Genomic DNA, 24,515 nt, shown 5'->3' with positions numbered 1-24,515 from the left:
GTTTCCTTTCATCCTTATAAGCGATGACGACTGGCGGCCTTCCGATATGACCGTCACGAACTTCCCAGACGATCAGCATGCCAGCGCAGATGATCCGCCATGAAGGTCGAGATGAAATAATAGCTGTGGTCATAGCCCGGTTGCAGGCGCAGCGTCAGCGCGATGCCCGCCGCCTTGCACGCTTCCTCCAGCAATTCCGGTTTCAGCTGGTTCGTCAGGAAGTTGTCGGCGTCGCCCTGATCGACCAGCAGGTCGGGAATGCGCGCGCCATCCTCTATCAGCGCGACGGCGTCATGCTTGCGCCATGCGGTCTGGTCGTCGCCCAGATAGCCGGGCAGCGCCTTTTGCCCCCAAGGCACCCGGGTTGGCGCGACGATGGGGGAAAAGGCCGACACGGCCTTGTAGCGATCCGGGAAGGTGAGGCCGATGGTCAGCGCGCCATGGCCGCCCATGCTGTGACCCATGATCGACTGGCGATCCATGTCCGTCGGGAAAGCCTGCGCGATCAGCGCCGGCAGTTCCTGCGTGACATAGGTCCACATCTGGTAGTTCGGCGCGAACGGCGCCTGTGTCGCGTCGACATAGAAGCCGGCGCCAAGGCCGAAATCATAGGCGCCGTCGGGATCGTCCGCCACGCCCTCGCCGCGCGGCGACGTATCCGGCGCGATGAAGATGAGGCCCAGTTCCGCGCACAGGCGACGAAACTCACCCTTTTCCGTCACATTGGCATGCGTGCAGGTCAGGCCGGACAGATACCAGACCACCGGCAGCTTGGCGCCGGGTGCATGGTCGGGGACATAGACGGAAAATGTCATGTCGGTGCCGGTGGCGGCAGAGGCGTGTTTGTACACGCCCTGCACGCCGCCGAAGCTGCGGTTGGTGGAGAGGGTTTCGAGTCCCATGGCGTGTCCGTTTCGCTCCAGCGTCAAAAGACGACGACGGAGCGGATGCTCTTGCCGGCATGCATCAGGTCGAAGGCGGTATTGATCTCCTCCAGGCCCATGACATGCGTGATCATCGGATCGATCTCGATCTTGCCGGTCATATACATATCGACGATCTTGGGCACATCGGTCCGGCCCTTGGCGCCGCCAAAGGCCGTACCGCGCCAGTTGCGGCCGGTGACGAGCTGGAAAGGACGGGTCGCGATTTCCTTGCCCGCTTCGGCCACGCCGATGATGATCGACGTGCCCCAACCGCGATGGCAGGCCTCCAGCGCGGTGCGCATAACATCGGTATTGCCGGTGGCGTCGAACGTATAGTCGGCGCCGCCGTCGGTCAGTTCCACGATCTTTGCCACCGTGTCCTCGCGCGACAGGCCCTTGCTGTTGAGGAAGTCGGTCATGCCGAACTTGCGGCCCCATTCTTCGCGATCGGGATTGATGTCCACGCCGATGATCTTGTTCGCGCCGGCAAGGCGCGCACCCTGAATCACGTTGAGGCCGATGCCGCCAAGCCCGAAAATGACGACATTGTCGCCCACCTGCACCTTGGCCGTGTTGATGACCGCGCCCACGCCCGTCGTCACGCCGCAACCGATATAGCAGCTCGACTGGAACGGCGCGTCTTCGCGGATCTTGGCCAGCGCGATTTCGGGCAGGACGGTGAAGTTGGAGAAGGTCGAGCAGCCCATATAATGGAAGATCGGCTGCCCCTTATAGCTGAAGCGGGTCGTGCCGTCCGGCATCAGCCCCTTGCCCTGGGTCGCGCGGATCGCGGTGCACAGGTTGGTCTTCCCGCTGAGGCAGCTTTTGCACTGGCGGCACTCGGGCGTGTAAAGCGGGATCACATGGTCGCCCGGCTTGACCGAGGTGACGCCCGCCCCGACTTCCCGCACGATGCCCGCACCTTCATGGCCCAGGATGGACGGGAAAATGCCTTCGCTGTCGAAACCGTCCAGCGTGTAGGCATCCGTATGGCAGATGCCGGTCGCCATGATTTCGACCAGCACTTCGCCGGCCTTGGGGCCTTCCAGATCGACTTCCACGATTTCGAGCGGCTTCTTGGCTTCGAATGCGACGGCGGCACGGGTCTTCATGCGACTTCCTTGATTTTGCGATGATGCAGCCGCTCTATCATTGCTCCACTTATGCGTTAATAGGGATTTTTTGAAATAGACTATGTCATCTGAGGGATAATATGTCGGCTTGGGACGGGATAGACGAATTTATCGCGGTGGCGACGGCCCGGTCCTTCACCCGCGCCGCGCGCGCCATCGGCATGTCGCCCACCCATGTCAGCCGATCGATCATGGCGCTGGAGCAGCGGGTCCAGGCGCAACTATTCCATCGCACGACCCGAACCGTGCGTCTGACCGACACCGGACAGATATTTTTCGAACGATGCGAACGGATCGCGCAGGAGCGGGACGATGCGATCGCGCTGATCGGGGAAAAGGGCGAACCGCAGGGGGAGTTGCGCGTGACATGCTCGACGGCCATGGGTGAAAGGTTCGTGGCACCCATCATCCGCCGTTTCGCCATGCCCCATCCCAAGCTGAACGTGACGATCGACCTGTCCAATCGCGTCGTCGATCTGGTGGCGGAGGGCTATGATCTGGCGATCCGGACCGGCCATGTCGCGGATCCCCGCGTGATCGCGACACGGGTCGCATCCCGCACGCTGCATACTTGCGCGGCCCCCGCCTATCTCGCCCGCCCAGGCACGCCGAGGACGGTCGGCGACTTGTCTGCGCATGAATGTATCGCGGGGAGCAGCACGACCTGGCATTTCGCCGTCGGCGGGAAGGCGGCGGTGCACCACCCCAAGGGACGGTTCCGCTGCAATAGCGGCGATGCCGTGATGGAGGCCTGTATTTCGGGCCTGGGCATCTGCCAATTGCCCGACTTCTACATATTGCCCTATCTGAAGCACGGCATGGTCGAATTGATATTGGAAGATTGCCAGCCGGCGGACGAGCCGATCTGGGCCGTCTATCCCCAGCGCCGCCATCTGCTGCCCAAGGTGCAGATGGCCGTGGAGAGCCTGCGTCACGAATTGGGGCCTGCCATGAATATTCGTGCGCAGGGGCTTGTGGGTTAGCTACCCGCCGGTACTGCGCCGGACAACCAATCGCGCCGGCAATATGGTGGGTGGTAGCGGCCTGTCCTCCACCTGTGCGACCAGCGTATCGACCAGCAATTGCCCCGCGCCTTTCATGTCCTGCATGATGGTGGTGAGCGGCGGCGTGGTCAGGCTGGCGGCTGGAATATCATCGAAACCGACGATGGCGACATCGCCCGGCACGGTGAGGCCCGCCTCCGCCAGTGCGCGCATCGCGCCGATCGCGATCAGGTCGCTGGCGGCGAAGATCGCGTCGAAGGGCGCGTTCCGCCCGATCAGCGTTCGGGCGGCAGCATGGCCGGCATCTTCCGCCGTCAGCGCATCAACCTGAAGCGCCGGATCGGGCGCGATACCCTGCGCCGCCATCGCATCGCACAGGCCGACATAGCGATCGGCGAATTCAGGATAATGTTCGTCGGCTTGGCCGAGAAAGGCGATGCGGCGGCGGCCGAGGCCCAAAAGATGATCGCCCGCGAGCCTGCCTGCCCCCACATTGTCCGACCCGACCGTCGGGCCGATCGTGTCCGCCCCCACCGACCCCCAGCGCACGAAATGCGTGCCATGATCGACCAGTTCGGTCAGTCGCCGTTGGTAGAGCGTATAGTCGCCATAGCCGAGTAGGATGAGCCCGTCGGCGCGATGGCTGTCCTGATAGCGGACATGCCAGTCATCCTCCATCTTCTGGAAGGAAATGAGCAGGTCCAGCCCGCGCGCGCCGCATTGGCGGGTGATCGATCCCAGCATGGCGAGGAAGAAGGGATTGATGTTCGATTCGTCCGGGGTCGGATCTTCGAAGAAGAGTAAGGCGATGGTGTTGGACCGCTGCGACCGGAGTGAAGACGCGTTCTTGTCCACCGAATAGTTGAGGTCGCGGGCGATCGCCTCGATCCGCTCGCGGGTGGCGCGGCTGACCGATCGCGATCCGCGCAGCGCGCGGCTGACCGTGGGCTGCGAGACGCCAGCCAGATAGGCGATGTCGAAGCTGGTCGGCTTGTTGCCGGGCGGACGCCCCATCTTTCCTCTCCCGGCGCGAAGGACCGATGCGCCCCGGCCATGGTAGATGGCCTGAGAAAACAAGGCAATTGCGGCCTTCGCGACAGGGGTAAGCGTGACAATCCGGTCACAGACCATGGCCTCGCATAATATGCGCATACGTATGCCTGCTGGCGGGGAGGATCGCGGGCAGCGTATGAAAGGCGAACCCGCAGGGACATGGCGCTGAACAGCCATGCCGGCGGCGAGGGATTCCAGCATCGGCGAATAGGGTCTGTCCGGTGTCTTTGGGGGAGAGGATAAAGTGGCTCAACATCATAACCGCGTCCATTTGCTGGGCGCTTCGCTTCTGGCCATCATGGCCACGGCCAGCCCCGCCTTCGCGCAGGAGGCACCGCAGGAAGGCGGTAGCGATACGATCGTCGTCACGGGTTTCCGCGCCGCGCTGCAAAGCGCCGTCAATGTGAAGAAGAATGCCGCGCAGATCGTGGAATCGGTGTCGGCCGAAGATATCGGCAAGCTGCCCGACGCATCGATCGGCGAATCCATCGCCCGCCTGCCAGGCCTGACGTCGCAGCGCCTGTTCGGTCGCGCCAATTCGATCGCTATCCGCGGCGCCAGCGCCGACCTGTCCTCGACCACGCTCAACGGCCGGCCGCAGACATCGACCGGCGAACAGCGCAACGTCGAATTCGACCAATATCCCTCCGAAGTCGTCAGCCGGGTCGATGTGTTCAAGTCGCCGCAGGCCAACCTCATCAATCAGGGTCTGGCCGGCACGGTCGATATCCGCACCATCCGCCCGCTCGACTATGGCAAGGAACTGTTCTCGGTCGGCGCGCGCGGCGTCTATACCGACCTTGGCAAGGTGAATGCCGACAGCAAGGACAAGGGCTATCGCCTGACCGGCACCTATGTCGGCCAGTTTGCCGGCGACCGTATCGGCGTGTCGCTGTCGGCCGCCTATAATGACGAACCCTATCAGTCCAAGGAGTTCGAGGCCTGGGGCTATGCCGACGGGCCCAATGGCGACAAGGTGATCGGCGGCATCAAGCCGTTCGGCGTATCCACGCAATTGAAGCGTCTGGGCATTCAGGGCGCGGTGCAGGTGCAGGCGACCGATACGCTGCTGCTGACGTTCGATGGTTTTTACGGCGACTTCAAGGAAAAGCAGATCAAGCGCGGCGTCGAATTTCCGCTCTACTGGAGCGGCGCGACATTGGTGCCCGCCAGCATCGGCACCGACGGCGACTTCATCAGCAAAGGCACCTTCACTGGCGTAGAAGCCGTGGTCAACAACCATGGCTATGAACGCAAGTCGAAGATTTTTTCGGGCGGGTTCAACGCCAAATATACCGGCGACGATGGCTGGTCGGCCAGTTTCGACTTCGGCTATTCGCGCACCGACCGCAACGAGCTGTCGCTCGAATCCAATGCCGGCACCGGCTATGGCCCCGGCAATGGCGCGACCGACAGGCTGGACTTCGTCAGCGACGGCAAGGGCACGCGTTTCACCAGCCATCAGCTGGACTATAGCAACCCCAATCTGATGGTGCTGACCGACCCGCTCGGCTGGGGCGGCGGCGCGCCGCTCGGCCATCAGGAAGGCTATTATAACAACCGCATCATCGACGATGAGATCAAAAGCTATCAGGTCGAGTTCGGCAAGGAGATCGAAGGCAGCTTCCTGTCAAAGATCACCGCGGGCCTGGGCTATGTCGATCGCACCAAGTCGAAGACGCCGGAAGAATATGTGCTCAATCTGGCCAATGGCGCGACGTCGCTGGTGTTGCCGGAACAATATCGTCTGGCGGCGACGGACCTGAGCTTCATCGGCGTCGGCCCGATCCTGTCCTATGATCCGTTCAAGCTGCTGGCCGACGGCGTCTATATCAAGACGTTGAATCCCAGCAAGGACGTGCCGGCCAAGGCCTATTCCGTGACCGAGCGGGTCATGTCGGCCTATCTGATGGCCAATATCAAATCGGACGTCGGATCGGCCGAACTGAGCGGCAATTTCGGCGTGCTGGCGCAGAATACGGAACAGAAGTCGCGCGGCTTCGTCAACCTGGCGGCGGCTTCGCTGGTGCCAACGACGCGAGGCGACACTTATTGGGATGTGCTGCCCAGCATGAATATGTCGCTGCGCTTCCCCAGCGATTTCGTGGTCCGCCTCGCCGCCGCGCGCGAAATCCAGCGGCCCCGGTTCGAGGATATGAAGGTCAGCCTGGACTATGGCTATAACACGGCCAGCGGCGTCATCACCGGCACCGGCGGCAATCCCTATCTGCGCCCCTATCGTGCCTGGGCGGCGGACCTCAATTTCGAGAAATATTTCGGCACCAAGGGCTATGTCAGCCTGCAACTCTTCGCCAAGAAATTGCAAAGCTATGTCTACCGCGAAACGGCCGCGTTCGATTATACCGGCCTGCCCGTGGTTCTGCCGCCGGGCGTTACCGATCCCGATGGCACGTTGACCCGCCCGGTCAACGGCAAGGGCGGCAAGCTGTACGGTTTCGAAGTCGCCGGAACGGTGCCGTTCGACATTATCATGCCGGCACTGGACGGTTTCGGCCTGACCGGTGGCGTGGGTTATACCAAGACCAGCATCAAGCCGGGCGTCGGCGCCGCATCGGAAGACTTGCCCGACTATTCGCGCTGGGTCGCCAACGGCACGCTCTTCTTCGAGAAATGGGGTTTCAACGCCCGTGCTTCGGCCCGCTATCGTTCCGCCTTCGTCGGCCAGTTCGTCGGCTTTGGTGGCGAGCGCGAGTTGCGCCGGGCGCTCGCCGAAACCATCGTCGACGCGCAGGTCGGCTATGATTTCCAGAAGGGCAGCGCGCTCGATGGCCTGTCGCTGTTCGTGCAGGGCCAGAATCTGACCGACGAACCCTTCGTGTCGGTGGATACCGGCGCATCGATCCAGGTCCGCAACTATCAAAGCTATGGCCGCCGCTTCATGGCGGGCTTCAACTACCGCTTCTGATGTGTAGAGTGGCCCGGCGGCTGCGCGTCGCCGGGCCTTTTTCAAGGTTCAAGCAAAGGGATGCCCATGATGGGTCGAACGGCCACGACTTTCCTCGTGACGGCCGCCGGGATGGCTGCGGCCCTGATCGGCGTGGGACATGCGCAGGCGGATACGCTGTCCGATCTGCGCGCCCGTGGCCCGGAACAGGAAATCGTCTATTTCGTGCTGCCCGATCGCTTCGCCAACGGCGACCCGAAGAATGATCGTGGTGGCCTGAAGGGCGGACCGCTTCAGACCGGCTATGATCCGACATCGCGCGCTTTCTATCATGGCGGCGATCTGAAGGGGCTGACGGCGAAGCTGGACTATATTCAGGGCCTGGGCGCGACCGCGATCTGGCTGGCGCCGATATTCAAGAACAAGCCGGTGCAGGGCGCCAAGGGACAGGAAAGCGCGGGCTATCATGGCTATTGGGTGACGGACTTTACCACCGTCGATCCCCATTTCGGCACGGATGCCGATTTCAAGGCGCTGGTCGATGCGGCGCACAAGCGCGGCATGAAAGTCTATATGGACATCATCGCCAACCATACGGCCGATGTGATCCAATATCGGGAAAGCCCGAGCAGCGCGGCGCCCTATCGCAGCAAGGCCGACTATCCCTGGTCGCGCCGGGGTGGCGCAGCGGGCAAGCCGATCAATGACGGTTTTGCCGGCGACCGCGACGGCAGCGCCGCCAATTGGGCGAAGCTGACCGATCCCGCCTTCGCCTACACGCCGGTCGTGCCCAAGGGGGAGGAAAAGATCAAAGTTCCCGCCTGGCTCAACGATCCCATCTATTATCACAATCGCGGCGACACCGACTGGAAGGGCGAGAGTTCGCAATATGGCGATTTCGTCGGCCTCGACGACCTTGCCACCGAAGACCCGCGCGTGGTCGCCGGCTTCATCGCCATCTACAAGGGCTGGATCGACCGGTTCGGCATCGACGGCTATCGCATCGACACCGCGCGGCATGTGAATGCCGAATTCTGGCGCGCCTTCATCCCCGCCATCCGCGCCCATGCGGCGGCGAAGGGCATTCCTCATTTCCATATCTTCGGCGAGGTTGCGACCGACGCCTATGATCCGGCGCTGCTGGCCAGCTGGACCCGCAATGCCGGCTTCCCCGCCGTGCTGGACTTCGCCTTCATGCGCGCCGCCGTCGATGCGGCCAGCGGCAAGACCGGCACCGAGATGCTCGCGCGGCTGGGGGATGACGATGCGTTGTATGAAGGCGGCAAGGCGGCGGCGCTGCAACTGCCGACCTTCCTGGGCAATCATGATGCGGGCCGCTTTGCCTATTTCCTGCGTCAGGCCAAGCCCGACATGAGCGCGGACGAGGAACTGGCGCGCGCCATATTGGGCTATGCGATGCTGCTGACTTTGCGGGGCGTGCCGACGCTTTATTATGGTGACGAGCAGGGGTTCGCGGGCACCGGCAACGACCAGCAGGCCCGGCAGGACATGGTCGCGTCCAGGGTCGCCGAATATAATGCGGACCGGCTGGTCGGTACGCAGGCAACGACGGCGACCGACAATTTCAATCCCGATCATCCACTCTATCGCGCCATCGCCAGGCTGGCGCAGATCCGCCGCGATACCCCTGCCCTGTCGCGCGGCGCGACTCTCCTGCGCGCCGGATCGGACAAGCCCGGCCTCTTCGCCGTATCCCGCTTCGATCCCGACACGGGCCGCGAGGTTGTGGTCGCCTTCAATACGTCCGCAGCGCCTGTTACGAGCAATATCGCGGTCGACACAGCCAGCGGCGGCTTCACGTCGCTGGCCGGCAGCTGTCCGGCCGCTCCCCAGGCGCCGGGCAGCCTTGCCCTCTCGCTCCCTGCTTTCGGCTATGCCGTCTGCGCCGCCAAACCCTGAAAACGGAAACGCCTTCATGACGCTTGCGACGACATCGACCGATCAGCCCTGGTGGAAGGGCGCGGTGATCTACCAAATCTACCCGCGCAGCTTTCAGGACAGCAATGGCGACGGGATCGGCGACCTCAATGGCATCACCCAGCGGCTGGACCATGTCGCAAAGCTGGGCGCGGATGCGATCTGGATATCGCCCTTCTTCACCTCCCCGATGCGCGATTTCGGCTATGACATCGCCGATTATTGCGATGTCGATCCGATCTTCGGCACGCTGGCGGATTTCGACGCGCTGGTCGCGCGCGCCCACGATTTGGGGCTGAAAGTCACGATCGATCAGGTCTTTGCCCATACGTCCGATCTGCACGACTGGTTTACGCAAAGCCGGGCGAGCCGCACGGGCGACAAGGCCGACTGGTTCGTCTGGGTCGATCCCAGGGACGACGGCACCCCGCCCAATAACTGGCAATCGGTGTTCGGCGGCCCGGCCTGGACCTGGGACGGGCGTCGCCGCCAATATTATATGCACCAGTTTTTGAGCAGCCAGCCGCAGCTCAACGTCCATAATGCGGCGGTGCAGGATGCATTGCTGGACGCGATGCGTTTCTGGCTGGATCGCGGCGTCGATGGCTTCCGTCTCGATGCGCTCAACCATTCGATGCACGATCCGCTGCTGCGCGACAATCCGCCTGCGCCCGATACGGGGAAGCCGCGCACCCGCTCCTTCGACTATCAGATCAAGCAATATAGCCAGTCGCACCCCGGCGTGGTCGATTTCATCAAGCGCATCCGCACCCTGTGCGACGAATATGGCGCGATCTTTACGGTGGCCGAAGTCGGCGGCGACCTCTCCGAGACGGAGATGAAGGCCTATACGGCGGGCGAAAGCCATCTCAACAGCGCTTATGGCTTCAACTTCCTCTATGCCGACAGGCTGACCCCTGCGCTGGTCGCCGAAACGGTCGAGCGTTGGCCCGACGAGCCGGGCCTTGGCTGGCCAAGCTGGGCGTTCGAAAATCATGATGCGCCGCGTGCCTTGTCACGCTGGTGTTCGCCGGACGATCGCGCCGCCTTCGGTCGGTTGAAGGCGATGCTGCTGGTCGCGCTGCGGGGCAATGCGATCCTTTATCAGGGCGAGGAACTGGGCATCACCCAGGTCGATATCCCATTTGAGAAACTGCAAGACCCCGAAGCGATCGCCAACTGGCCGCTCACCCTGTCGCGCGACGGTGCGCGCACGCCCCTGCCCTGGGCGGCCGACGCGGCGCAAGCGGGCTTCAGCACCGCCGAACCCTGGCTGCCGGTCGGCGACGAGAATATCGCTCGCGCCGTCGATGCGCAGGAGGGGGATGCCGCCTCCCTGCTCAACCACACCCGCGCCATGCTGGCCCTGCGCAAGGCGAACCCTGCGCTGCGCCACGGCAGTCTGGAGATAGTGGTGGCCGACGACCAGCGCCTGCTGTTCCGCCGTCAGGCCGATGGCCAGTCTTTGCTCTGCCTGTTCAACCTGTCGGGCGAACCGGCCGCATGGCCCGAAGAGATCGCACCGACGAACAAGCTGCTCGCCGCCGTCAATGGGGCCACGCCGGGCGTCTTGCCGCCCTTCGGCGCGCTGATGATCGAGGAATAGGGTCACAGAAAATGCCCTCCGCCCGCTGGATGCGGACGGAGGGTGAGGGCCTTCCAGATCCGGCCTTGAAGGCCGGTCTCCCCAGCCCCCGTTCCGGACTGCACGCCGGGCCGGGGGTTTTCCGTTATCTGGGCGCCATGCGGATCGCGCCGTCGAGCCGGATAACGTCCCCGTTCAACATCGGGTTGCGGACGATGCTTTCCACCAATTGGGCATATTCGGCGGGCTTGCCCAGCCGGCTGGGGTGCGGCACCTGAGCGCCCAATGCGTCCTGCACATTTTGCGGAAATGCCTCCAGCATCGGCGTCAGGAAGATCCCCGGCGCGATCGTCATGACGCGGATCTTGTGCTGGGCCAGATCGCGGGCGATCGGCAAGGTCATGCCGACCACGCCACCCTTGGACGCGCTATAGGCCGCCTGGCCGATCTGCCCGTCATAGGCCGCGACCGAGGCGGTGTTGACGATGACGCCGCGTTCGCCGTCCACCTCGTCCGCCGCAGCGAGCCGGGCGGAGAATTTGGAAATGACGTTGAAGCTGCCGATCAGGTTGACCGTCACCGTCTTCGCAAAAGTATCGAGCGGGTGCGGCACATTTTCCTTGCCCACCGTCTTGACTGCCGGCGCAATGCCCGCGCAGTTGACGAGGATGCGGGCGACGCCATGCGCAGCCTCCGCAGCGTCCAGACCGGCCGCGACGCTGGCATCGTCGGCGACGTTGACAGCGACATAGACACCGCCCAGCGCCTCCGCCGTCGCGCGTCCGGCATCCTCATTCAGGTCGAAAATCGCGACCTTCGCCCCCTGCTGCGCCAGCATTGTGGCGGTCGCCTTGCCCAACCCGGATGCGCCGCCGGTGACGATCGCCGCTACGCCTTTAATGTCCATTTCAATCCTCTCCGTTCAGATCAGTTCGACGGCCATGGCGGTCGCTTCGCCACCGCCGATGCAGAGGCTCGCCACGCCGCGCTTGAGCCCGCGCGTTTCCAGCGCCGCGATCAGTGTCGCCAATATGCGGGCGCCCGATGCGCCGATCGGATGGCCCAGCGCGGTCGCGCCGCCATTGACGTTGATCCGATCGTCCGGAATGCCCAGTTCCTTCGCGGCGATCATGGCGACCACGGCGAACGCTTCGTTGACCTCGAACAGGTCGACATCGGCGACCGTCCAGCCGGCCTTGTCCAGCACCTTGCGCATGGCAGGCACCGGCGCGGTGGTGAATTTGGACGGCTCATGCGCATGGCCGGCGGTCGCGACGACCCTAGCCACCGTCTTGAGGCCTAGCTTCTCCGCCACGCTGGCGCGGGTCATGACCAGTGCCGCTGCGCCGTCCGAAATGGAGGAAGCATTGGCGGCGGTGATGGTGCCATCCTTGACGAAGGCGGGTTTCAGCGAAGGTATCTTGTCCGGCTTGGCCTTGCCCGGCTGCTCGTCGGTATCGACGATCGTGTCGCCGCCCCGGCTCTTGACCGTAACCGGCGTGATTTCGCGGGCGAAGGCGCCGCTGCCGATCGCCGCATTGGCGCGTTCGAGCGAGCGGATGGCGTAGGCATCCTGATCCTCACGCGTGAACTGATAGTCGCGAACCGCTTCTTCGGCGAAGACGCCCATCGCCTTGCCTGGTTCGTAGGCATCCTCCAACCCGTCCATCATCATCGTGTCGATGATACGGTCATGGCCGATGCGCGCGCCACCGCGATGCTTGGGTAGGGCATAGGGCGCGTTGGTCATGCTTTCCATGCCGCCGGCAATGACGATGTCGGCCGCGCCGCAGCTAAGTGCCTCATGCGCCATGATCGCGGCCTGCATGCCCGAACCGCACATCTTGTTGACGGTGGTGGCTTCCGTACTGAGGCCAAGGCCAGCGCCCAGCGCCGCCTGACGCGCGGGGGCTTGCCCAAGGCCGGCGGGCAGAACGCAGCCCATATAGATGCGGTCGATGGCGTCGCTCGACGCGCCGGCGCGCTCGACGGCGGCCTTGATGGCTGCGGCGCCCAGATCGGTCGCCTTGACCGACGACAATATGCCCTGAAATCCGCCCATCGGCGTGCGGGCATAGCTGGCGATGACGACGGGATCGTCCTGCATGATCTCTCTCCTGAAATGGCGTAATTAAAGACTGCGCGCGATCACCATGCGCTGAATGTCCGACGTGCCTTCGTAAATTTGGCACACGCGCACGTCGCGATAGATTTTGGCCACGCCATATTCCTCCAGATAGCCATAGCCGCCCAGCGTCTGCATCGCGCCGGACACGATCGCCTCGGCCGCTTCGGAGGCGAACAACTTGGCCATGGAGGCTTCGGACAGGCAGGGCAGGCCCGCATCCTTGGTCCGGGCGGCATGCAGGACGAGCTGGCGCGCCGCCTCCAACCGGGTGGCGAGGTCGGCCAGACGGAAGCCCACCGCCTGATGATCGATGATCGCCTTGCCGAAGCTCTTGCGATCCTTGGCGTAGGCGACCGCGATGTCCAGCGCAGCCTGCGCCATGCCGACGCACTGGGCGGCGATGCCGATGCGGCCGGTTTCAAGGTTCGCGAGCGCGAGTGCGTAGCCCTGCCCCGGCTGGCCGATCAGCAGATCATCCTCCACGAACATATCGTCGAAGCGCAGCGCGCAGGTGTCGGACGCGCCCTGCCCCATCTTATGCTCGACCTTGTCGACGCCATAGCCGGGACGGTCGGTCGGCACGATGAAGACGGACAGGCCCTTCTTACCGGCGTCGGGATCGGTGACGGCGACGATCATCACCAGACCGGCAATCTTCCCCGACGTGATGAACTGCTTGGCACCGCTGATGCGCCAGCCGCCGTCCACCTTCACCGCGCGGGTACGCACGGCCGAGGCATCGGAGCCGGCGTCGGCTTCGGTCAAGGCGAAGGCGCCGATCGTGCGTCCGCCGATCAGGTCCGGCAGGAAACGCGCCTTTTGCGCATCGCTGCCATCCTTGAGCAGGCCCGAGACGAGGATGCTGTTCTGGATCGAGACGATGGTGGACAGCGCGCCGTCCGCCGCTGCGATCTCCATCAGAGCCAGCGCGTAGGAGACGGCGTCGGCCTCCGCCCCGCCAAAGGCTTCGGGTGCGGTCATGCCCCACAGGCCGAGGCCGGCCATTTCTTGGAACAAGGCGGGCGGATAGCCGCCTTCCGATTCGAAGCGAGCGCTGTGCGGACGGATCATATCCTGTGCGAAATCACGCACGGTGTCGCGGATAGCGGCCTGAATCTCCGTCAGCATATACTCTCTCGTATTTTATCTACTGGTGAGTATATTGATTGTCCCGGTGTTTCTTGTCAATGCTCGCAGCGCCCAAGGAGCCGCTATTGCCCAAGTCCGTCGCCATCACGCCTGCCCCCGCCCTCACCTCGCCCTTTCGCAGCAAGTCGGAGAGGGAACAGGACCGGGCGGAAAAGCGGGAGGCCGTGCTGCTGGCGGCGGTGCGGATGTTCAACGCACGCGGCTATCATGCCGCTTCGCTGGATGATGTCGCGGCCAGCCTGGGCATCAGCAAGCCGACCATCTATCATTATCTGGGCAATAAGGAGCAGGTGCTGGTCGAATGCGTCAATCGCGGCCTGTCCATGCTGCGCGAGGCGGCGGATGTGGCCGCCGGGGCACCGGGCAGCGGGCATGACCGGCTGCGCGCCTTCCTGCTGCGCTATGCCTGCATCAATATGGACGATTTCGGCCGATGCGTGATCCGCACCAGTGAGGAAGTGCTGTCGATGGATAGCGCCACCCGTTTCCGCGCGCGCAAGCGGGAGATTGACGAAGCGGTGCGCGGCATGATCGCGCAGGGGATTGCCGACGGATCGATCGCGCCGGTGGATGTGCGCTTCGCCTCCTTCGCGCTGGCTGGGGCTTTGAACTGGCCGGCACGCTGGCATGATCCGGAAGGGCCATTGAAGCCGGACGAGGTTGCCGAGAAACTGGTCGATATCGCCTTGGGCGGCCTCACGCCGCGCAACTGATATCCGCGTTCCTTTCGCAACTGGAACGTCTTCGCCCTTTCTGCATTGAACGCCTCGTGATGACGGGACGCTTCGCCATGCCCATCCGTGCAGCTTGCGACCATCGACCGGTGGCCGTCATCGTCACGCCTTCGACCGATATTATCGATCAGACAGAGCAAGATTCCCGGTTTGGATCGGGCCGTCTGCCCTTCTACAAAAATGCCGCAGGGAAATGACAGGAGTATAACCCATGGATGCCAAGACCTCTGACCCGCTGGGTTGTCCGATGAAGGATCCGGCCGCGCGGCGCACATTGCTGGGCCGAACCAATCGCGACTGGTGGCCCAATCAGCTGTCGCTGGATATCCTCCAGCAGAACGGCCTGTCGGGCAATCCGCTGGACAAGGATTTCGATTATGCCGCCGCGTTCAAGTCGATCGACTATGATGCGCTGAAGGCGGATCTGACCGCATTGATGACGGACAGCCAGCCCTGGTGGCCAGCGGATTATGGCCATTATGGTCCCTTCTTCATCCGCATGGCCTGGCATAGCGCCGGCACCTATCGCACCGGCGACGGGCGTGGTGGTGCCTCTTCGGGGTCGCAGCGTTTCGCGCCACTCAACAGCTGGCCGGACAATGGCAATCTGGACAAGGCGCGCCGTCTGCTGTGGCCGATCAAGCAGAAATATGGGCAGAAGCTGAGCTGGGCCGACCTGATGATCCTGGCCGGCAATGTCGCGATTGAATCGATGGGTGGCCCCGTCTTCGGCTTTGGCGGCGGACGCGTGGACGTGTTCGAACCGGAGAAGGACATCTACTGGGGCACGGAAGAAAATTGGGTCGGTGACGAGGCCAATGAAACCCGCATCCAGCCCGAAAAAGACATGGCGCTGGAAAGCCCGCTGGCCGCGATCCAGATGGGCCTGATCTACGTCAATCCCGAAGGGCCAGGTGGCAATCCCGACGCGCTCCAGTCGGGCCGCGACATTCGCGAAACATTCGCCCGCATGGGCATGAATGACGAGGAGACGGCCGCGCTGACGGCAGGCGGCCATACATTCGGCAAGGCGCACGGTGCAGGCGACGCATCGCTGGTCGGCGCAGAACCCGAAGGCGCGGATATCGCGCAGCAGGGCCTGGGCTGGCAGAGCGGTCATGAAAGCGGCATGGGCGATCACACCATCACCAGCGGGATCGAGGGCGCCTGGACGCCGACGCCGATCACCTGGGACATGACCTATTTCGACATGCTGCTGGACCATGAATATGAGCTGGTCCGCAGCCCAGCAGGCGCCAAGCAGTGGCAGCCGGTCGGCAATCCCGAAGAGACGCTGGCGCCCAAGGCGCATACGCCCGGCGTCAAGGTGCCCACGATGATGACCACCGCCGACATGGCGATGAAGGTAGACCCGGCCTATCGCGCGGTGATGGAGAAATTCCGGGCAGACTCCGCCTATTTCGCCGACGCCTTCGCTCGCGCCTGGTTCAAGCTGTGCCATCGCGACATGGGGCCGAAGGTCCGTTATCTCGGCCCCGAAGTCCCCGCCGAAGACCTGATCTGGCAGGATCCCATCCCTGCCGCGACCGGGCCTGCGCTCGGCGAGGCGGACGTCGCCGCGCTCAAGCAGAAGATCGCCGCGTCGGGCCTGTCGGTCGCCGATCTGGTCAAGACCGCCTGGGCGTCTGCGGTCACTTATCGCGGGTCGGACCATCGCGGGGGCGCCAATGGCGGTCGCCTGCGTCTGGCCCCGCAAAAGGACTGGGACGTCAACGAACCGGCCGAACTGGCGCGGGTACTGGCAGTGTATGACGGCATTGCCAGCGACAGCGGCGCGTCGGTTGCCGATCTGATCGTGCTGGGCGGCAGCGTCGGCATCGAGCAGGCGGCGCAGGCGGCCGGCCATAGCGTCACGGTGCCGTTCACGCCGGGCCGTACCGATGCGTCGCAGGATCAGACGGATGCCGACGGCTTCGACGTGCTGGAGCCCAAGGCCGATGGTTTCCGCAACTATCTTCAGACGCGCTACAATGTGCCGACCGAAGAGTTGCTGGTCGATCGGGCGCAGCTGCTGGGCCTGTCCGCGCCCGAAATGACGGTGCTGGTGGGCGGCTTGCGCGTGCTGGGCGCCAATCATGGCAGGTCGCAGCATGGCGTGCTGACCGATCGGGTCGGGCAGCTGACGAACGACTATTTCGTCAACCTGCTCGACATGGGTACCGCCTGGAAACAGGTGGACGACAAGAGCGACGAGACGTTCGTTGGTACCGACCGGGCCAGCAACGAGCAACGGTGGACGGCAACCCGTACCGACCTTGCCTTCGGCGCCAATTCGCAATTGCGCGCCCTGGCGGAGGTCTATGCATCCTCCGACGCTGGTGAGAAGTTCGTTCGCGACTTCGTGACCGCCTGGACCAAGGTGATGAATGCCGACAGGTTCGACCTGACCGCATAAGCGAGACAGCGAGTTGGACAGCTGGCGGCGATCCTCGGGACCGCCGCCAGCTTTTCAATAATATCGAATGATAGTGTGGATTTTATACATATGATCTGAACGATGAAGTTGCGCTAGACATTGTCTCAGCCCGGACGATCCGGCCGAGACCCAGCAAGGAGCCATCCCATGAGCCAGTTCATCACCACCACTGACGGCGTCGATATCTTCTACAAGGATTGGGGCAGCAAGGATGCCCAGCCGATCATGTTCCACCATGGCTGGCCCCTGTCTTCAGACGACTGGGATGCGCAGATGCTGTTCTTCCTGTCCAAGGGCTATCGCGTCATCGCCCATGATCGCCGCGGCCATGGCCGGTCGACCCAGGTCGATTTCGGTCATGACATGGACCATTATGCCGCCGACGCCGCGGCTGTCGTCGAACATCTCGACCTGAAGAACGCGATCCATATCGGCCATTCGACCGGTGGCGGCGAAGTGGCTGCCTATGTCGCCCGCCATGGCCTTCCGCAGGGCCGCGTCGCCAAGGCGGTGCTGGTGAGCGCGGTGCCGCCGATCATGCTGAAGACGGAACGCTATCCCGGCGGCCTGCCGATGGATGTGTTCGACGGGCTGCGCGCTGGCCTCGCCGCCAATCGTGCTCAATTCTTCCGCGATGTCGCCAGTGGTCCCTTCTACGGTTTCAATCTGGATGGCGTCGATGTGAAGCCCGCCGTCATCGACAATTGGGTGCGGCAGGGCCTGAACGGCAGCGCGCTGGCCCATTATGAAGGGATCAAGGCCTTTTCGGAGACTGACCAGACCGACGATCTGAAGGCGATCACGGTGCCGACGCTGGTGCTGCATGGCGATGACGATCAAGTCGTGCCGTACAAGAATGCCGGCGTGTTGCAGGCGGAATTGCTGCCCGACGCCACGCTGAAAATCTACGAAGGCTATTCGCACGGCATGCTGACGGTGAATGCCGATGTGCTGAACGCCGATATCCTGGCCTTCATCCAGCGCTAAAAGGAACGGCCTCACAACCTCCGTTCGTTTCGAGCCCTTCGACTGCCTGCGAGGCAGGCGCTCAGGACAGGCCAAGGTCGAGAAACGCCAATTGCGCTGCTAGCCGCTTCTCGACAGGCTCGAAGCGAACGGAGTTGGGGTGGCCTTCCGACATTAAGGTTTTGAACGAACAGAAAGCCGGGCGGCTGGGTGACGGATCAGACGTCGCTCATGCCGTCCGGCTCTATGTCGTCCCGGCCCAGCCCGACGAACTGGTCGAGCAGCCAGCTGGCGGCCGGCCCCGGCGGGGTATCGCGGCGCCAGATGCCCGAAAAGCGATAGGTGCCGCCGCTATGGTCGGGCATGGCCAGCCGCACCAGCGTGCCCGCGACCAGATCCCCCTCGATCATTGGCAGCGGCATATTGCCCCAGCCAATGCCTTCGCGCAGCAACGCATGTTTCGCGCCCAGATCGGCGAGGCGCCAGGTCTTGGGGCTGCTCACGGAAAAATCCTGCCCCTCGGTGAAGCGTGATCGGTCGGTCAGCACCAGCTGCGTATAGTTGCGCCCCGCCCCCGGCGCGATCAGATCCATGCGGCCCAGCGGATGATCCGGCGCGGCGACCGGCACCATCGGCACCAGCCCGGCGGCCATGCTCTCTATTCCCTCGACACCGGCGGAGAGCGGCCCGGAAATGCCGATCACGGCCGCCCGGTCCAGCACCATCGCGGTAATGGCGCCCAGCGCCTCGGCATGGAGGCGCAACTGCACAGTCGGGAAGGCCTGAGAAAAGGCGCGCAATACCTTACCCAGTCGATCGGACGGCAGCATGACGTCGACCGCCAGATCGACCTCCGCCTCCAGCCCGTCGAGCAGGCCTTTCACCTTCGCCCGCAGTCCATCCAGGCCATGGGATATGCTGCGCGCCTCTGCCAGCAAGGCGCGGCCGGCGACGGTCAGTTGCGGTTTGCGCGTCCCTTCCCGGTCGAACAGGGACAGGCCAAGCTGCGCCTCCAGATTGGAAATGCCATAGCTGATGACCGACACGGCGCGGTTGAGTTTGCGGCCGGCGGCGGCGAAACTGCCTGTGTCCACGATCGCCAGAAAAATGCGCAGCTGGTCGAATGTCGGCGTGCCGGGATTATTCACTATTCCATTTCCTCGAACATAAGGATCAGTTTTATCCATCTGAACAGGAAAGATGGCAAGGGGTAAAGACGTCTTCAATAGGGCGACGCCATCCCGGCGACCTCCGCCCGATCAGGAGATAAGACGATGATCGAACTGCGCCCCTTCGATAGCCTTGGCGGTGACAATCATGGCTGGCTCGACGCCAAGCATCATTTTTCCTTCGCCGGCTATCATGATCCCGCCCGTATGCACTGGGGCAATCTGCGCGTGTGGAACGACGACACGATCGCGCCGCATACCGGCTTTCCGCCGCACCCGCATCGCGACATGGAAATCATCACCTATGTCCGCGAAGGCGCGATCACCCATGAGGACAGTCTGGGCAACAAGGGCCGGACCGAAGCGGGCGACGTGCAGGTGATGAGCGCAGGCACGGGCGTGCGCCATTCGGAATATAATCGCGAAGATGTGACGACGAAGATCTTCCAGATCTGGATCATCCCCACCCGTCAGGGCGAAGCGCCCAGCTGGGGCGCCCGCCCCTTCCCCAAGGGCGAACGGTCGGGGCATTTCGTGACGCTGGCGTCGGGTTATGAGAATGACAATGACGCGCTGACCATCCGCACCGATGCGCGGATCGTGGCTGCGACGCTCAAGGCCGGGGAAAGCGCCGACTATCCGATCGGCGCCGATCGCAAGGCCTATCTGGTCCCCGCCACCGGCGCGATCCAGATCGACGATGTCCGCGCCAATGCCCGTGACGGCGTGGCCATCAGCGATGTCGAGGTCATCCGCGTGACCGCGATCGAGGATAGCGAGATCGTGCTGGTCGACGCCGCCTGATCCAATCAGGCCGGAATGGGCGCCATGGCTGCTACGGTGGCCATGGCGCCTTTTTCTTCGAGGCTGGTCAAATGGGCGATCAGTTGGTCGGCGAAGACGGCATCGTCGCGCAACGCGGCAGGCATGATCGCGTCATAGGCCAAGATGGCGGTTACGCGGCCAGCGGCATCGGCGGCTTCTGCCAGCAAGGCGGCAATGCTGTCGGCCAGCGGATCATCCACCACATGTGTGATGCCCGCATCGCTGATCCCCGCCTGCCAGCGTATCCAGGCCGCCACGCCCAGCGCCAGCGCATCCACATCCTGTCCCTCCGCGCGGCGATCGGCTATGGTGGCGAGCAAGCGCTGGGGCAGTTTCTGCGACCCGTCCATCGCGATCTGATGGGTGCGATGCATCAGCGCGCCATTGTCGAAGCGCGTCATCAGGTCACGCCGATAGGCGGCAACATCCAGTTCGGCGGGCGGCGACAGGGTGCTTTCCGCCTCGTCCCATAGCCGTTCGACAAAGGCGCGCATGGCGGGATGTTCCAGCACTTCATGGACATGGGCGATGCACGCCAGCCCGCCCAGATAGGCGATAGCGCTGTGCGCACCGTTGAGAAGGCGCAGCTTGGCTTCCTCCCATGGTGCGACGGCGGCGGTGATCTGAACGCCGGCGCCGAAATCGGGGCGCGGGCCGCAGAAGCGATCCTCTATCACCCATTGGGTGAAGGGTTCGGTCTTGACCAGCGCCTCGTCCGTTACGCCATGATCGCGGGCGAAGGCAGCGATATCGTCCGGGGTCGTGGCCGGCACGATGCGATCGACCATGGTTTCGGGGAAGGCGCCTTCCTGCGCGATCCACTCTGCCAGCGCTGGATCATGATATTGCGCCAGCGCGATCACCGCGCCGCGCAGCCTTTGCCCGTTGCGCGGCAGATTGTCGCAGGAGATAGCGGTGAAGGGCAGCAGGCCGCGCGCGCGGCGTTTAGCCAAAGCGGCGACGAGGAAGCCGGGCGCGGTCACGGGGGCGTTAAGGCTGGCAAGGTCGGCGGCCAGTTGCGGATCGTCGGTGCGCAACGCGCCGCTGGCGGGGTCCAGCTTATAGCCCTTTTCCGTCACGGTCAGCGTCACGATATGGGTGTCGGCATCGGCCAGCATATCGACCACCGTGTCGGGGCTTTCCGGCGCGACCGTCACGTCCAACACTGCGCCGATGGTGCGCACGGCGACTTCAGCGCCGTCTCGCACCAATATATGATAAAGACCGTCCTGCGGCGCCATCTGGTCGCGCACGCCGGGCGAACGCAAGGACACGGTGCGGATGCCCCAGCGCAGATCGCCCACCGCCAGCGTATCGTCGAACATCACCGCCTGATGCGCGCGATGGAAGGCACCGATGCCTAAATGGACGACGCCGGGCTTCACTTGGCTCCGGTCATAAGCGGGGCGAGCGACAGTCGCAGGCAAGGCAGCCAATGTGGCGGACGATAAGCGAGTCATGGACAATTCCCGAGCAATCAGAGGGTGACGCCGCGTTTCCAGATGGCGATGTCGCGCTCGCCATTGACTTCGTTGCGGGCTGGTTCGCCCGACGCGATGGCACAGATGCGCGCCATCAGCGCATCGGTGGCGGCGTCGAGGCCGTCATCCAAAACCTGAGCGGCATCGAAATCGATCCAGCCGGGCTTGCGCCGTGCCAGGTCGTGATTGGTGGCGAGTTTCAGCGTCGGAATGGGGCTGCCCAATGGCGTGCCGCGCCCGGTGGAAAAGAGTGTCATCGTCGCGCCGGCGGCGGCCAGCGCGGTGGTCGACACCGCGTCGTTGCCCGGCGCCTCCAGCAGGGTCAGGCCCGGTCGGCGCAGCGTTTCGCCATAGGCCAGGACGTCCGTCACGATCGCATGGCCGCCTTTCTGCACGGCACCCAGCGATTTTTCCTCCAGCGTGGTGATGCCGCCCGCAACATTGCCGGGGCTGGGATTTTCCGAAATCGGTTCGCCATGGTCGATGAAATAGCGTTTGAAGCGGTTGACCAGAGCGACCAGCGCATCGAACACCGGCTCATCGGCCGCGCGCTGCATCAGCAGCCGTTCCGCGCCGAAAATTTCCGGTATTTCCGTCAGGATCGCCTGCCCGCCCGCTTGCGTGACGACATCGGCGGCGCGGCCGATCAAGGGGTTGGCGGTGATACCACTCAACCCATCTGAACCACCGCATTTGAGGCCGAGGCGCAGCGCCTCAATGCCTACCGGTTCGCGCCGGTCCTGCGACGCGATGACGACCAGCTCATCGATCGCGCTTTCCGCCGCTTCATATTCGTCGGCGCTGATCTGTGCGCCGACGCTGCGGATGCGGTCGCGGCGCGCCGGCGGGATGCGCTCCAGCAGCTTGGACAGCTGGTTTTCCTCGCAGCCAAGACCGATGATGAGAACGGCGCCGGCATTGGGATTGGACGCCAGCGCCGCCAGCACCCGCGCGGTGCCGTCCAGATCGTCGCCCAGTTGCGAACAGCCCAGCGGATGGGGGAAGGCCAGTACGGCATCAACCTGTCCGGCATGGCGATCCGCTGCCTGCTTCGCGATCCGTTCCGCCGTGCGGGCGACGCAACCCACGGTCGGGATCACCCAGATTTCATTGCGGGTGCCCACGCTGCCATCGGCGCGGCGATAGCCCTGAAACTGCCAGCGTTTGTCTGCGGTGGCAGGAGCCGATGGCGATGGCGTGAAGCTGTACGGCTCCTCCGCCTTCAAATTGGTGCGGATATTGTGGCTGTGAACATGGGCGCCCCGCGCAATCGCCGCCGTCGCGCTGCCGATCGGCCAGCCATAGCGCCGCACCGGATCACCCGCAGCAACCGCATGCAGCGCGACCTTGTGGCCCCGGCCGATCGGCTGGGCCAGCGTGACGAACTGCCCCGCGACATGGATGGTTTCGCCCTCCGCCAGCGCGCGCAATGCCACGGCGACATCGTCGTCCGGTGCGATCCGCACGGCATCTGGCAGGGTCTGAACAGGCTGATCTAGGGTGTCTGGCATCGTCTCCATTGCGCCGTGATAGCATTTGTGCCAACGTTGGCACAAGTCCAAAGGAGATGATGAACGTGCCCCCGCTGACGCTCGACCCCAATCGTCTGTTCCCGGCCGATCCGGGCACCCGCGCCATCGCCCGCAAACTGTATGACGGCGTCGCGCAGCTCCCGATCGTCAGCCCGCATGGTCATACCGATCCCGCCTGGTTCGCGACCGACGATGCCTGGGACAATGCGACTGCGCTGCTGCTGGCGCCGGATCATTATCTCTATCGCATGCTCTACAGCCAGGGCGTGAAGCTGGAGGCATTGGGCGTTCCTGCCCATGGCGTGCCGGGCGATGCCGATCCGCGCGCGGCGTGGCGCATATTCGCCAGCAGCCAGCATCTGTTTCGCGGCACGCCTTCACGGATGTGGCTGGACCATGTCTTTGCCGAAGTGTTCGGTTTTGAAGAGGTGCTGAGCGCGGACACGGCCGATCATTATTTCGACCGCATCGGCGATTTGCTCGCCACCCCTGCCTTCCGCCCGCGCGCGCTGTTCGACCGGTTCAACATCGAACTCATCGCTACGACCGAAGGCGCGCATGAGCGGCTGGACCATCATGACGCCATCCGCAACTCGAGCTGGACCGGCCAAGTCGTCACCGCCTATCGGCCCGACGCGGTGGTGGATCCGGAGCATGAGGATTTCCATGCCAGCATGGTCGCCTTCGCCGATCTGACGGGTGAGGATGTGATGACATGGCGCGGCTATCTGCGCGCGCATGCGAAGCGGCGGCAGGATTTCATCGCCAGGGGTGCGACCTCCACCGACCATGGGCATCAGAGCGCACGCACGACGAACCTGTCCGCCGCCGACTCTGCCGCCCTGTTCGACCGGATCGTCGGCAAGGACTGGACGGCGCAGGACGCCGAACTGTTCCGCGCGCAGATGCTGACCGAAATGGCGCGGCTCAGCCTGGACGACGGGCTGGTGATGCAGATCCACCCCGGCGCCTGCCGCAACCATAATAGCTGGCTGCATCACCATTATGGCCGGGACAAGGGTGCCGACATTCCGGGGCGCACCGATTATGTGGGAGGATTGAAGCCGCTGCTCGATGCGTTCGGTAATGAAGCGGACCTGTCGATCATCCTCTTCACGCTGGACGAGAGCACCTATGCCCGCGAACTGGCGCCACTGGCGGGCCATTATCCCTGCCTGAAACTAGGCCCGGCTTGGTGGTTCCATGACAGTCCGGAAGGGATGATGCGCTTCCGTGAGATGACGACGGAGACGGCGGGCTTCTACAATACGGTCGGGTTCAACGACGATACCCGCGCCTTCCTGTCGATCCCGGCGCGGCACGATGTCGCGCGGCGGGTGGATTGCGCTTTTCTGGCACGGCTGGTGGCCGAAGGGCGGCTACGCGATTGGGAGGCACAGGAACTGGCCCAAGACCTGACCTATAATCTGGTGCGCAAGGCCTATCGTCTGCCCGAGGCCTCGCCCCGGTCGCTGGCAAGCGCGGCCTGATTTGTCAGGACGCCCGCACTGACATAGAGCGGGCCGTCCGACCCATCAGCGAAAGCCGCC

Annotated in this window: 19 protein-coding genes; 10 read left to right on the top strand and 9 right to left on the bottom strand. The window is 63.8% G+C overall.

All coding sequences use genetic code 11. From position 1 onward, the window contains the following. Window positions 1–53: 53 nt before the first annotated feature. Both fghA and F4U94_RS01740 read right to left on the bottom strand, forming a co-directional pair. Window positions 54–902 carry an S-formylglutathione hydrolase gene (fghA, locus tag F4U94_RS01745; RefSeq protein WP_120253037.1) on the bottom strand — a complete coding sequence of 283 codons (849 nt, stop codon included), beginning with the start codon at window positions 900–902 and terminating at the stop codon, window positions 54–56. A gap of 23 nt (window positions 903–925) precedes the next feature. Further along, window positions 926–2,038, bottom strand: coding sequence for an S-(hydroxymethyl)glutathione dehydrogenase/class III alcohol dehydrogenase (locus tag F4U94_RS01740; RefSeq protein WP_120253038.1), 1,113 nt, complete (start codon window positions 2,036–2,038; stop codon window positions 926–928). Between the two features lie 101 nt (window positions 2,039–2,139). Between F4U94_RS01740 and F4U94_RS01735 the strand changes: the two genes are divergently transcribed. Beyond that, complete coding sequence (locus F4U94_RS01735; RefSeq protein WP_120253039.1) at window positions 2,140–3,042, top strand: LysR family transcriptional regulator; 903 nt, start codon at window positions 2,140–2,142, stop codon at window positions 3,040–3,042. On the opposite strand, the gene F4U94_RS01730 is transcribed toward F4U94_RS01735, so the two are convergent. Next, entirely contained in the window at window positions 3,043–4,077 is a 1,035-nt protein-coding gene (locus F4U94_RS01730) for a LacI family DNA-binding transcriptional regulator (RefSeq protein WP_120253040.1), read from the bottom strand. 337 nt (window positions 4,078–4,414) lie between these two features. On the opposite strand from F4U94_RS01730, the gene F4U94_RS01725 reads away from it, so the two are divergent. From F4U94_RS01725 to F4U94_RS01715, 3 genes are all read left to right on the top strand, one after another. Beyond that, the gene (locus F4U94_RS01725; protein WP_170267462.1) at window positions 4,415–7,042 is read left to right on the top strand and encodes a TonB-dependent receptor; all 2,628 of its coding nucleotides are present in this window, start codon (window positions 4,415–4,417) and stop codon (window positions 7,040–7,042) included. A 69-nt stretch (window positions 7,043–7,111) separates the two neighbouring features. Further along, window positions 7,112–8,941, top strand: coding sequence for an alpha-amylase family glycosyl hydrolase (locus tag F4U94_RS01720; RefSeq protein WP_172598899.1), 1,830 nt, complete (start codon window positions 7,112–7,114; stop codon window positions 8,939–8,941). Window positions 8,942–8,957: 16 nt separating this feature from the next. Further along, window positions 8,958–10,565 carry an alpha-amylase family glycosyl hydrolase gene (locus F4U94_RS01715; RefSeq protein WP_120253042.1) on the top strand — a complete coding sequence of 536 codons (1,608 nt, stop codon included), beginning with the start codon at window positions 8,958–8,960 and terminating at the stop codon, window positions 10,563–10,565. Between the two features lie 124 nt (window positions 10,566–10,689). On the opposite strand, the gene F4U94_RS01710 is transcribed toward F4U94_RS01715, so the two are convergent. The 3 genes from F4U94_RS01710 to F4U94_RS01700 are packed head-to-tail and all read right to left on the bottom strand — an operon-like array spanning window position 10,690 to window position 13,800. Continuing rightward, window positions 10,690–11,451: an SDR family NAD(P)-dependent oxidoreductase gene (locus tag F4U94_RS01710; RefSeq protein WP_120253043.1), complete on the bottom strand. Its 762-nt coding sequence runs from the start codon at window positions 11,449–11,451 to the stop codon at window positions 10,690–10,692. 15 nt (window positions 11,452–11,466) lie between these two features. After that, window positions 11,467–12,651, bottom strand: a complete 1,185-nt coding sequence (locus F4U94_RS01705; RefSeq protein ID WP_120253044.1) for an acetyl-CoA C-acyltransferase — start codon at window positions 12,649–12,651, stop codon at window positions 11,467–11,469. 24 nt (window positions 12,652–12,675) lie between these two features. Next, window positions 12,676–13,800, bottom strand: coding sequence for an acyl-CoA dehydrogenase family protein (locus F4U94_RS01700; protein WP_120253045.1), 1,125 nt, complete (start codon window positions 13,798–13,800; stop codon window positions 12,676–12,678). 86 nt (window positions 13,801–13,886) lie between these two features. On the opposite strand from F4U94_RS01700, the gene F4U94_RS01695 reads away from it, so the two are divergent. The 4 genes from F4U94_RS01695 to F4U94_RS01685 all read left to right on the top strand — a co-directional run bounded on the left by F4U94_RS01695 (window position 13,887) and on the right by F4U94_RS01685 (window position 17,979). After that, the gene (locus F4U94_RS01695) at window positions 13,887–14,534 is read left to right on the top strand and encodes a TetR/AcrR family transcriptional regulator (RefSeq protein WP_232016241.1); all 648 of its coding nucleotides are present in this window, start codon (window positions 13,887–13,889) and stop codon (window positions 14,532–14,534) included. 59 nt (window positions 14,535–14,593) lie between these two features. After that, window positions 14,594–14,752, top strand: a complete 159-nt coding sequence (locus F4U94_RS24250) for a hypothetical protein (protein WP_161600350.1) — start codon at window positions 14,594–14,596, stop codon at window positions 14,750–14,752. A 14-nt stretch (window positions 14,753–14,766) separates the two neighbouring features. After that, entirely contained in the window at window positions 14,767–16,971 is a 2,205-nt protein-coding gene (gene katG / locus F4U94_RS01690) for a catalase/peroxidase HPI (protein ID WP_120253047.1), read from the top strand. A 168-nt stretch (window positions 16,972–17,139) separates the two neighbouring features. Further along, window positions 17,140–17,979 (top strand): alpha/beta fold hydrolase, encoded by an 840-nt coding sequence (locus tag F4U94_RS01685; protein WP_120253048.1) that lies wholly within the window; start codon window positions 17,140–17,142, stop codon window positions 17,977–17,979. Between the two features lie 197 nt (window positions 17,980–18,176). On the opposite strand, the gene F4U94_RS01680 is transcribed toward F4U94_RS01685, so the two are convergent. Continuing rightward, on the bottom strand, window positions 18,177–19,106 hold the full coding sequence (locus F4U94_RS01680; protein WP_120253049.1) for a LysR family transcriptional regulator: 930 nt from the start codon (window positions 19,104–19,106) through the stop codon (window positions 18,177–18,179). 126 nt (window positions 19,107–19,232) lie between these two features. Between F4U94_RS01680 and F4U94_RS01675 the strand changes: the two genes are divergently transcribed. Further along, window positions 19,233–19,931 carry a pirin family protein gene (locus F4U94_RS01675; RefSeq protein ID WP_056692756.1) on the top strand — a complete coding sequence of 233 codons (699 nt, stop codon included), beginning with the start codon at window positions 19,233–19,235 and terminating at the stop codon, window positions 19,929–19,931. 5 nt (window positions 19,932–19,936) lie between these two features. Here F4U94_RS01675 and F4U94_RS01670 read toward each other — a convergent pair whose 3' ends face one another. After that, window positions 19,937–21,412: a mannitol dehydrogenase family protein gene (locus F4U94_RS01670; protein ID WP_120253050.1), complete on the bottom strand. Its 1,476-nt coding sequence runs from the start codon at window positions 21,410–21,412 to the stop codon at window positions 19,937–19,939. 17 nt (window positions 21,413–21,429) lie between these two features. Next, window positions 21,430–22,944 carry a UxaA family hydrolase gene (locus tag F4U94_RS01665; RefSeq protein WP_120253558.1) on the bottom strand — a complete coding sequence of 505 codons (1,515 nt, stop codon included), beginning with the start codon at window positions 22,942–22,944 and terminating at the stop codon, window positions 21,430–21,432. 56 nt (window positions 22,945–23,000) lie between these two features. Here F4U94_RS01665 and uxaC point away from each other — a divergent pair, with 56 nt between their 5' ends. Next, the gene (gene uxaC / locus F4U94_RS01660; RefSeq protein WP_425505024.1) at window positions 23,001–24,455 is read left to right on the top strand and encodes a glucuronate isomerase; all 1,455 of its coding nucleotides are present in this window, start codon (window positions 23,001–23,003) and stop codon (window positions 24,453–24,455) included. Window positions 24,456–24,515: the final 60 nt, after the last annotated feature.

This window comes from Sphingobium limneticum, assembly GCF_008710155.1.
In the GTDB taxonomy this organism is placed as follows: domain Bacteria; phylum Pseudomonadota; class Alphaproteobacteria; order Sphingomonadales; family Sphingomonadaceae; genus Sphingobium; species Sphingobium limneticum.
This window is presented reverse-complemented; position numbering and strand designations above follow the sequence as displayed.

Bases quoted from the DNA above. Each gene is read 5' to 3' on its own strand.
- F4U94_RS01730 (WP_120253040.1), bottom strand. From the start codon at position 4,077: ATGGGGCGTCCGCCCGGCAACAAGCCGACCAGCTTCGACATCGCCTAT.
- F4U94_RS01710 (WP_120253043.1), bottom strand. From the start codon at position 11,451: ATGGACATTAAAGGCGTAGCGGCGATCGTCACCGGCGGCGCATCCGGG.
- F4U94_RS01700 (WP_120253045.1), bottom strand. From the start codon at position 13,800: ATGCTGACGGAGATTCAGGCCGCTATCCGCGACACCGTGCGTGATTTC.
- F4U94_RS01715 (WP_120253042.1), top strand. From the start codon at position 8,958: ATGACGCTTGCGACGACATCGACCGATCAGCCCTGGTGGAAGGGCGCG.
- uxaC (WP_425505024.1), top strand. From the start codon at position 23,001: ATGATGAACGTGCCCCCGCTGACGCTCGACCCCAATCGTCTGTTCCCG.
- F4U94_RS01675 (WP_056692756.1), top strand. From the start codon at position 19,233: ATGATCGAACTGCGCCCCTTCGATAGCCTTGGCGGTGACAATCATGGC.
- F4U94_RS01735 (WP_120253039.1), top strand. From the start codon at position 2,140: ATGTCGGCTTGGGACGGGATAGACGAATTTATCGCGGTGGCGACGGCC.
- F4U94_RS01720 (WP_172598899.1), top strand. From the start codon at position 7,112: ATGGGTCGAACGGCCACGACTTTCCTCGTGACGGCCGCCGGGATGGCT.
- F4U94_RS24250 (WP_161600350.1), top strand. From the start codon at position 14,594: ATGACGGGACGCTTCGCCATGCCCATCCGTGCAGCTTGCGACCATCGA.
- F4U94_RS01705 (WP_120253044.1), bottom strand. From the start codon at position 12,651: ATGCAGGACGATCCCGTCGTCATCGCCAGCTATGCCCGCACGCCGATG.
- fghA (WP_120253037.1), bottom strand. From the start codon at position 902: ATGGGACTCGAAACCCTCTCCACCAACCGCAGCTTCGGCGGCGTGCAG.
- F4U94_RS01665 (WP_120253558.1), bottom strand. From the start codon at position 22,944: ATGCCAGACACCCTAGATCAGCCTGTTCAGACCCTGCCAGATGCCGTG.
- F4U94_RS01670 (WP_120253050.1), bottom strand. From the start codon at position 21,412: ATGACTCGCTTATCGTCCGCCACATTGGCTGCCTTGCCTGCGACTGTC.
- F4U94_RS01740 (WP_120253038.1), bottom strand. From the start codon at position 2,038: ATGAAGACCCGTGCCGCCGTCGCATTCGAAGCCAAGAAGCCGCTCGAA.
- F4U94_RS01685 (WP_120253048.1), top strand. From the start codon at position 17,140: ATGAGCCAGTTCATCACCACCACTGACGGCGTCGATATCTTCTACAAG.
- katG (WP_120253047.1), top strand. From the start codon at position 14,767: ATGGATGCCAAGACCTCTGACCCGCTGGGTTGTCCGATGAAGGATCCG.
- F4U94_RS01725 (WP_170267462.1), top strand. From the start codon at position 4,415: ATGGCCACGGCCAGCCCCGCCTTCGCGCAGGAGGCACCGCAGGAAGGC.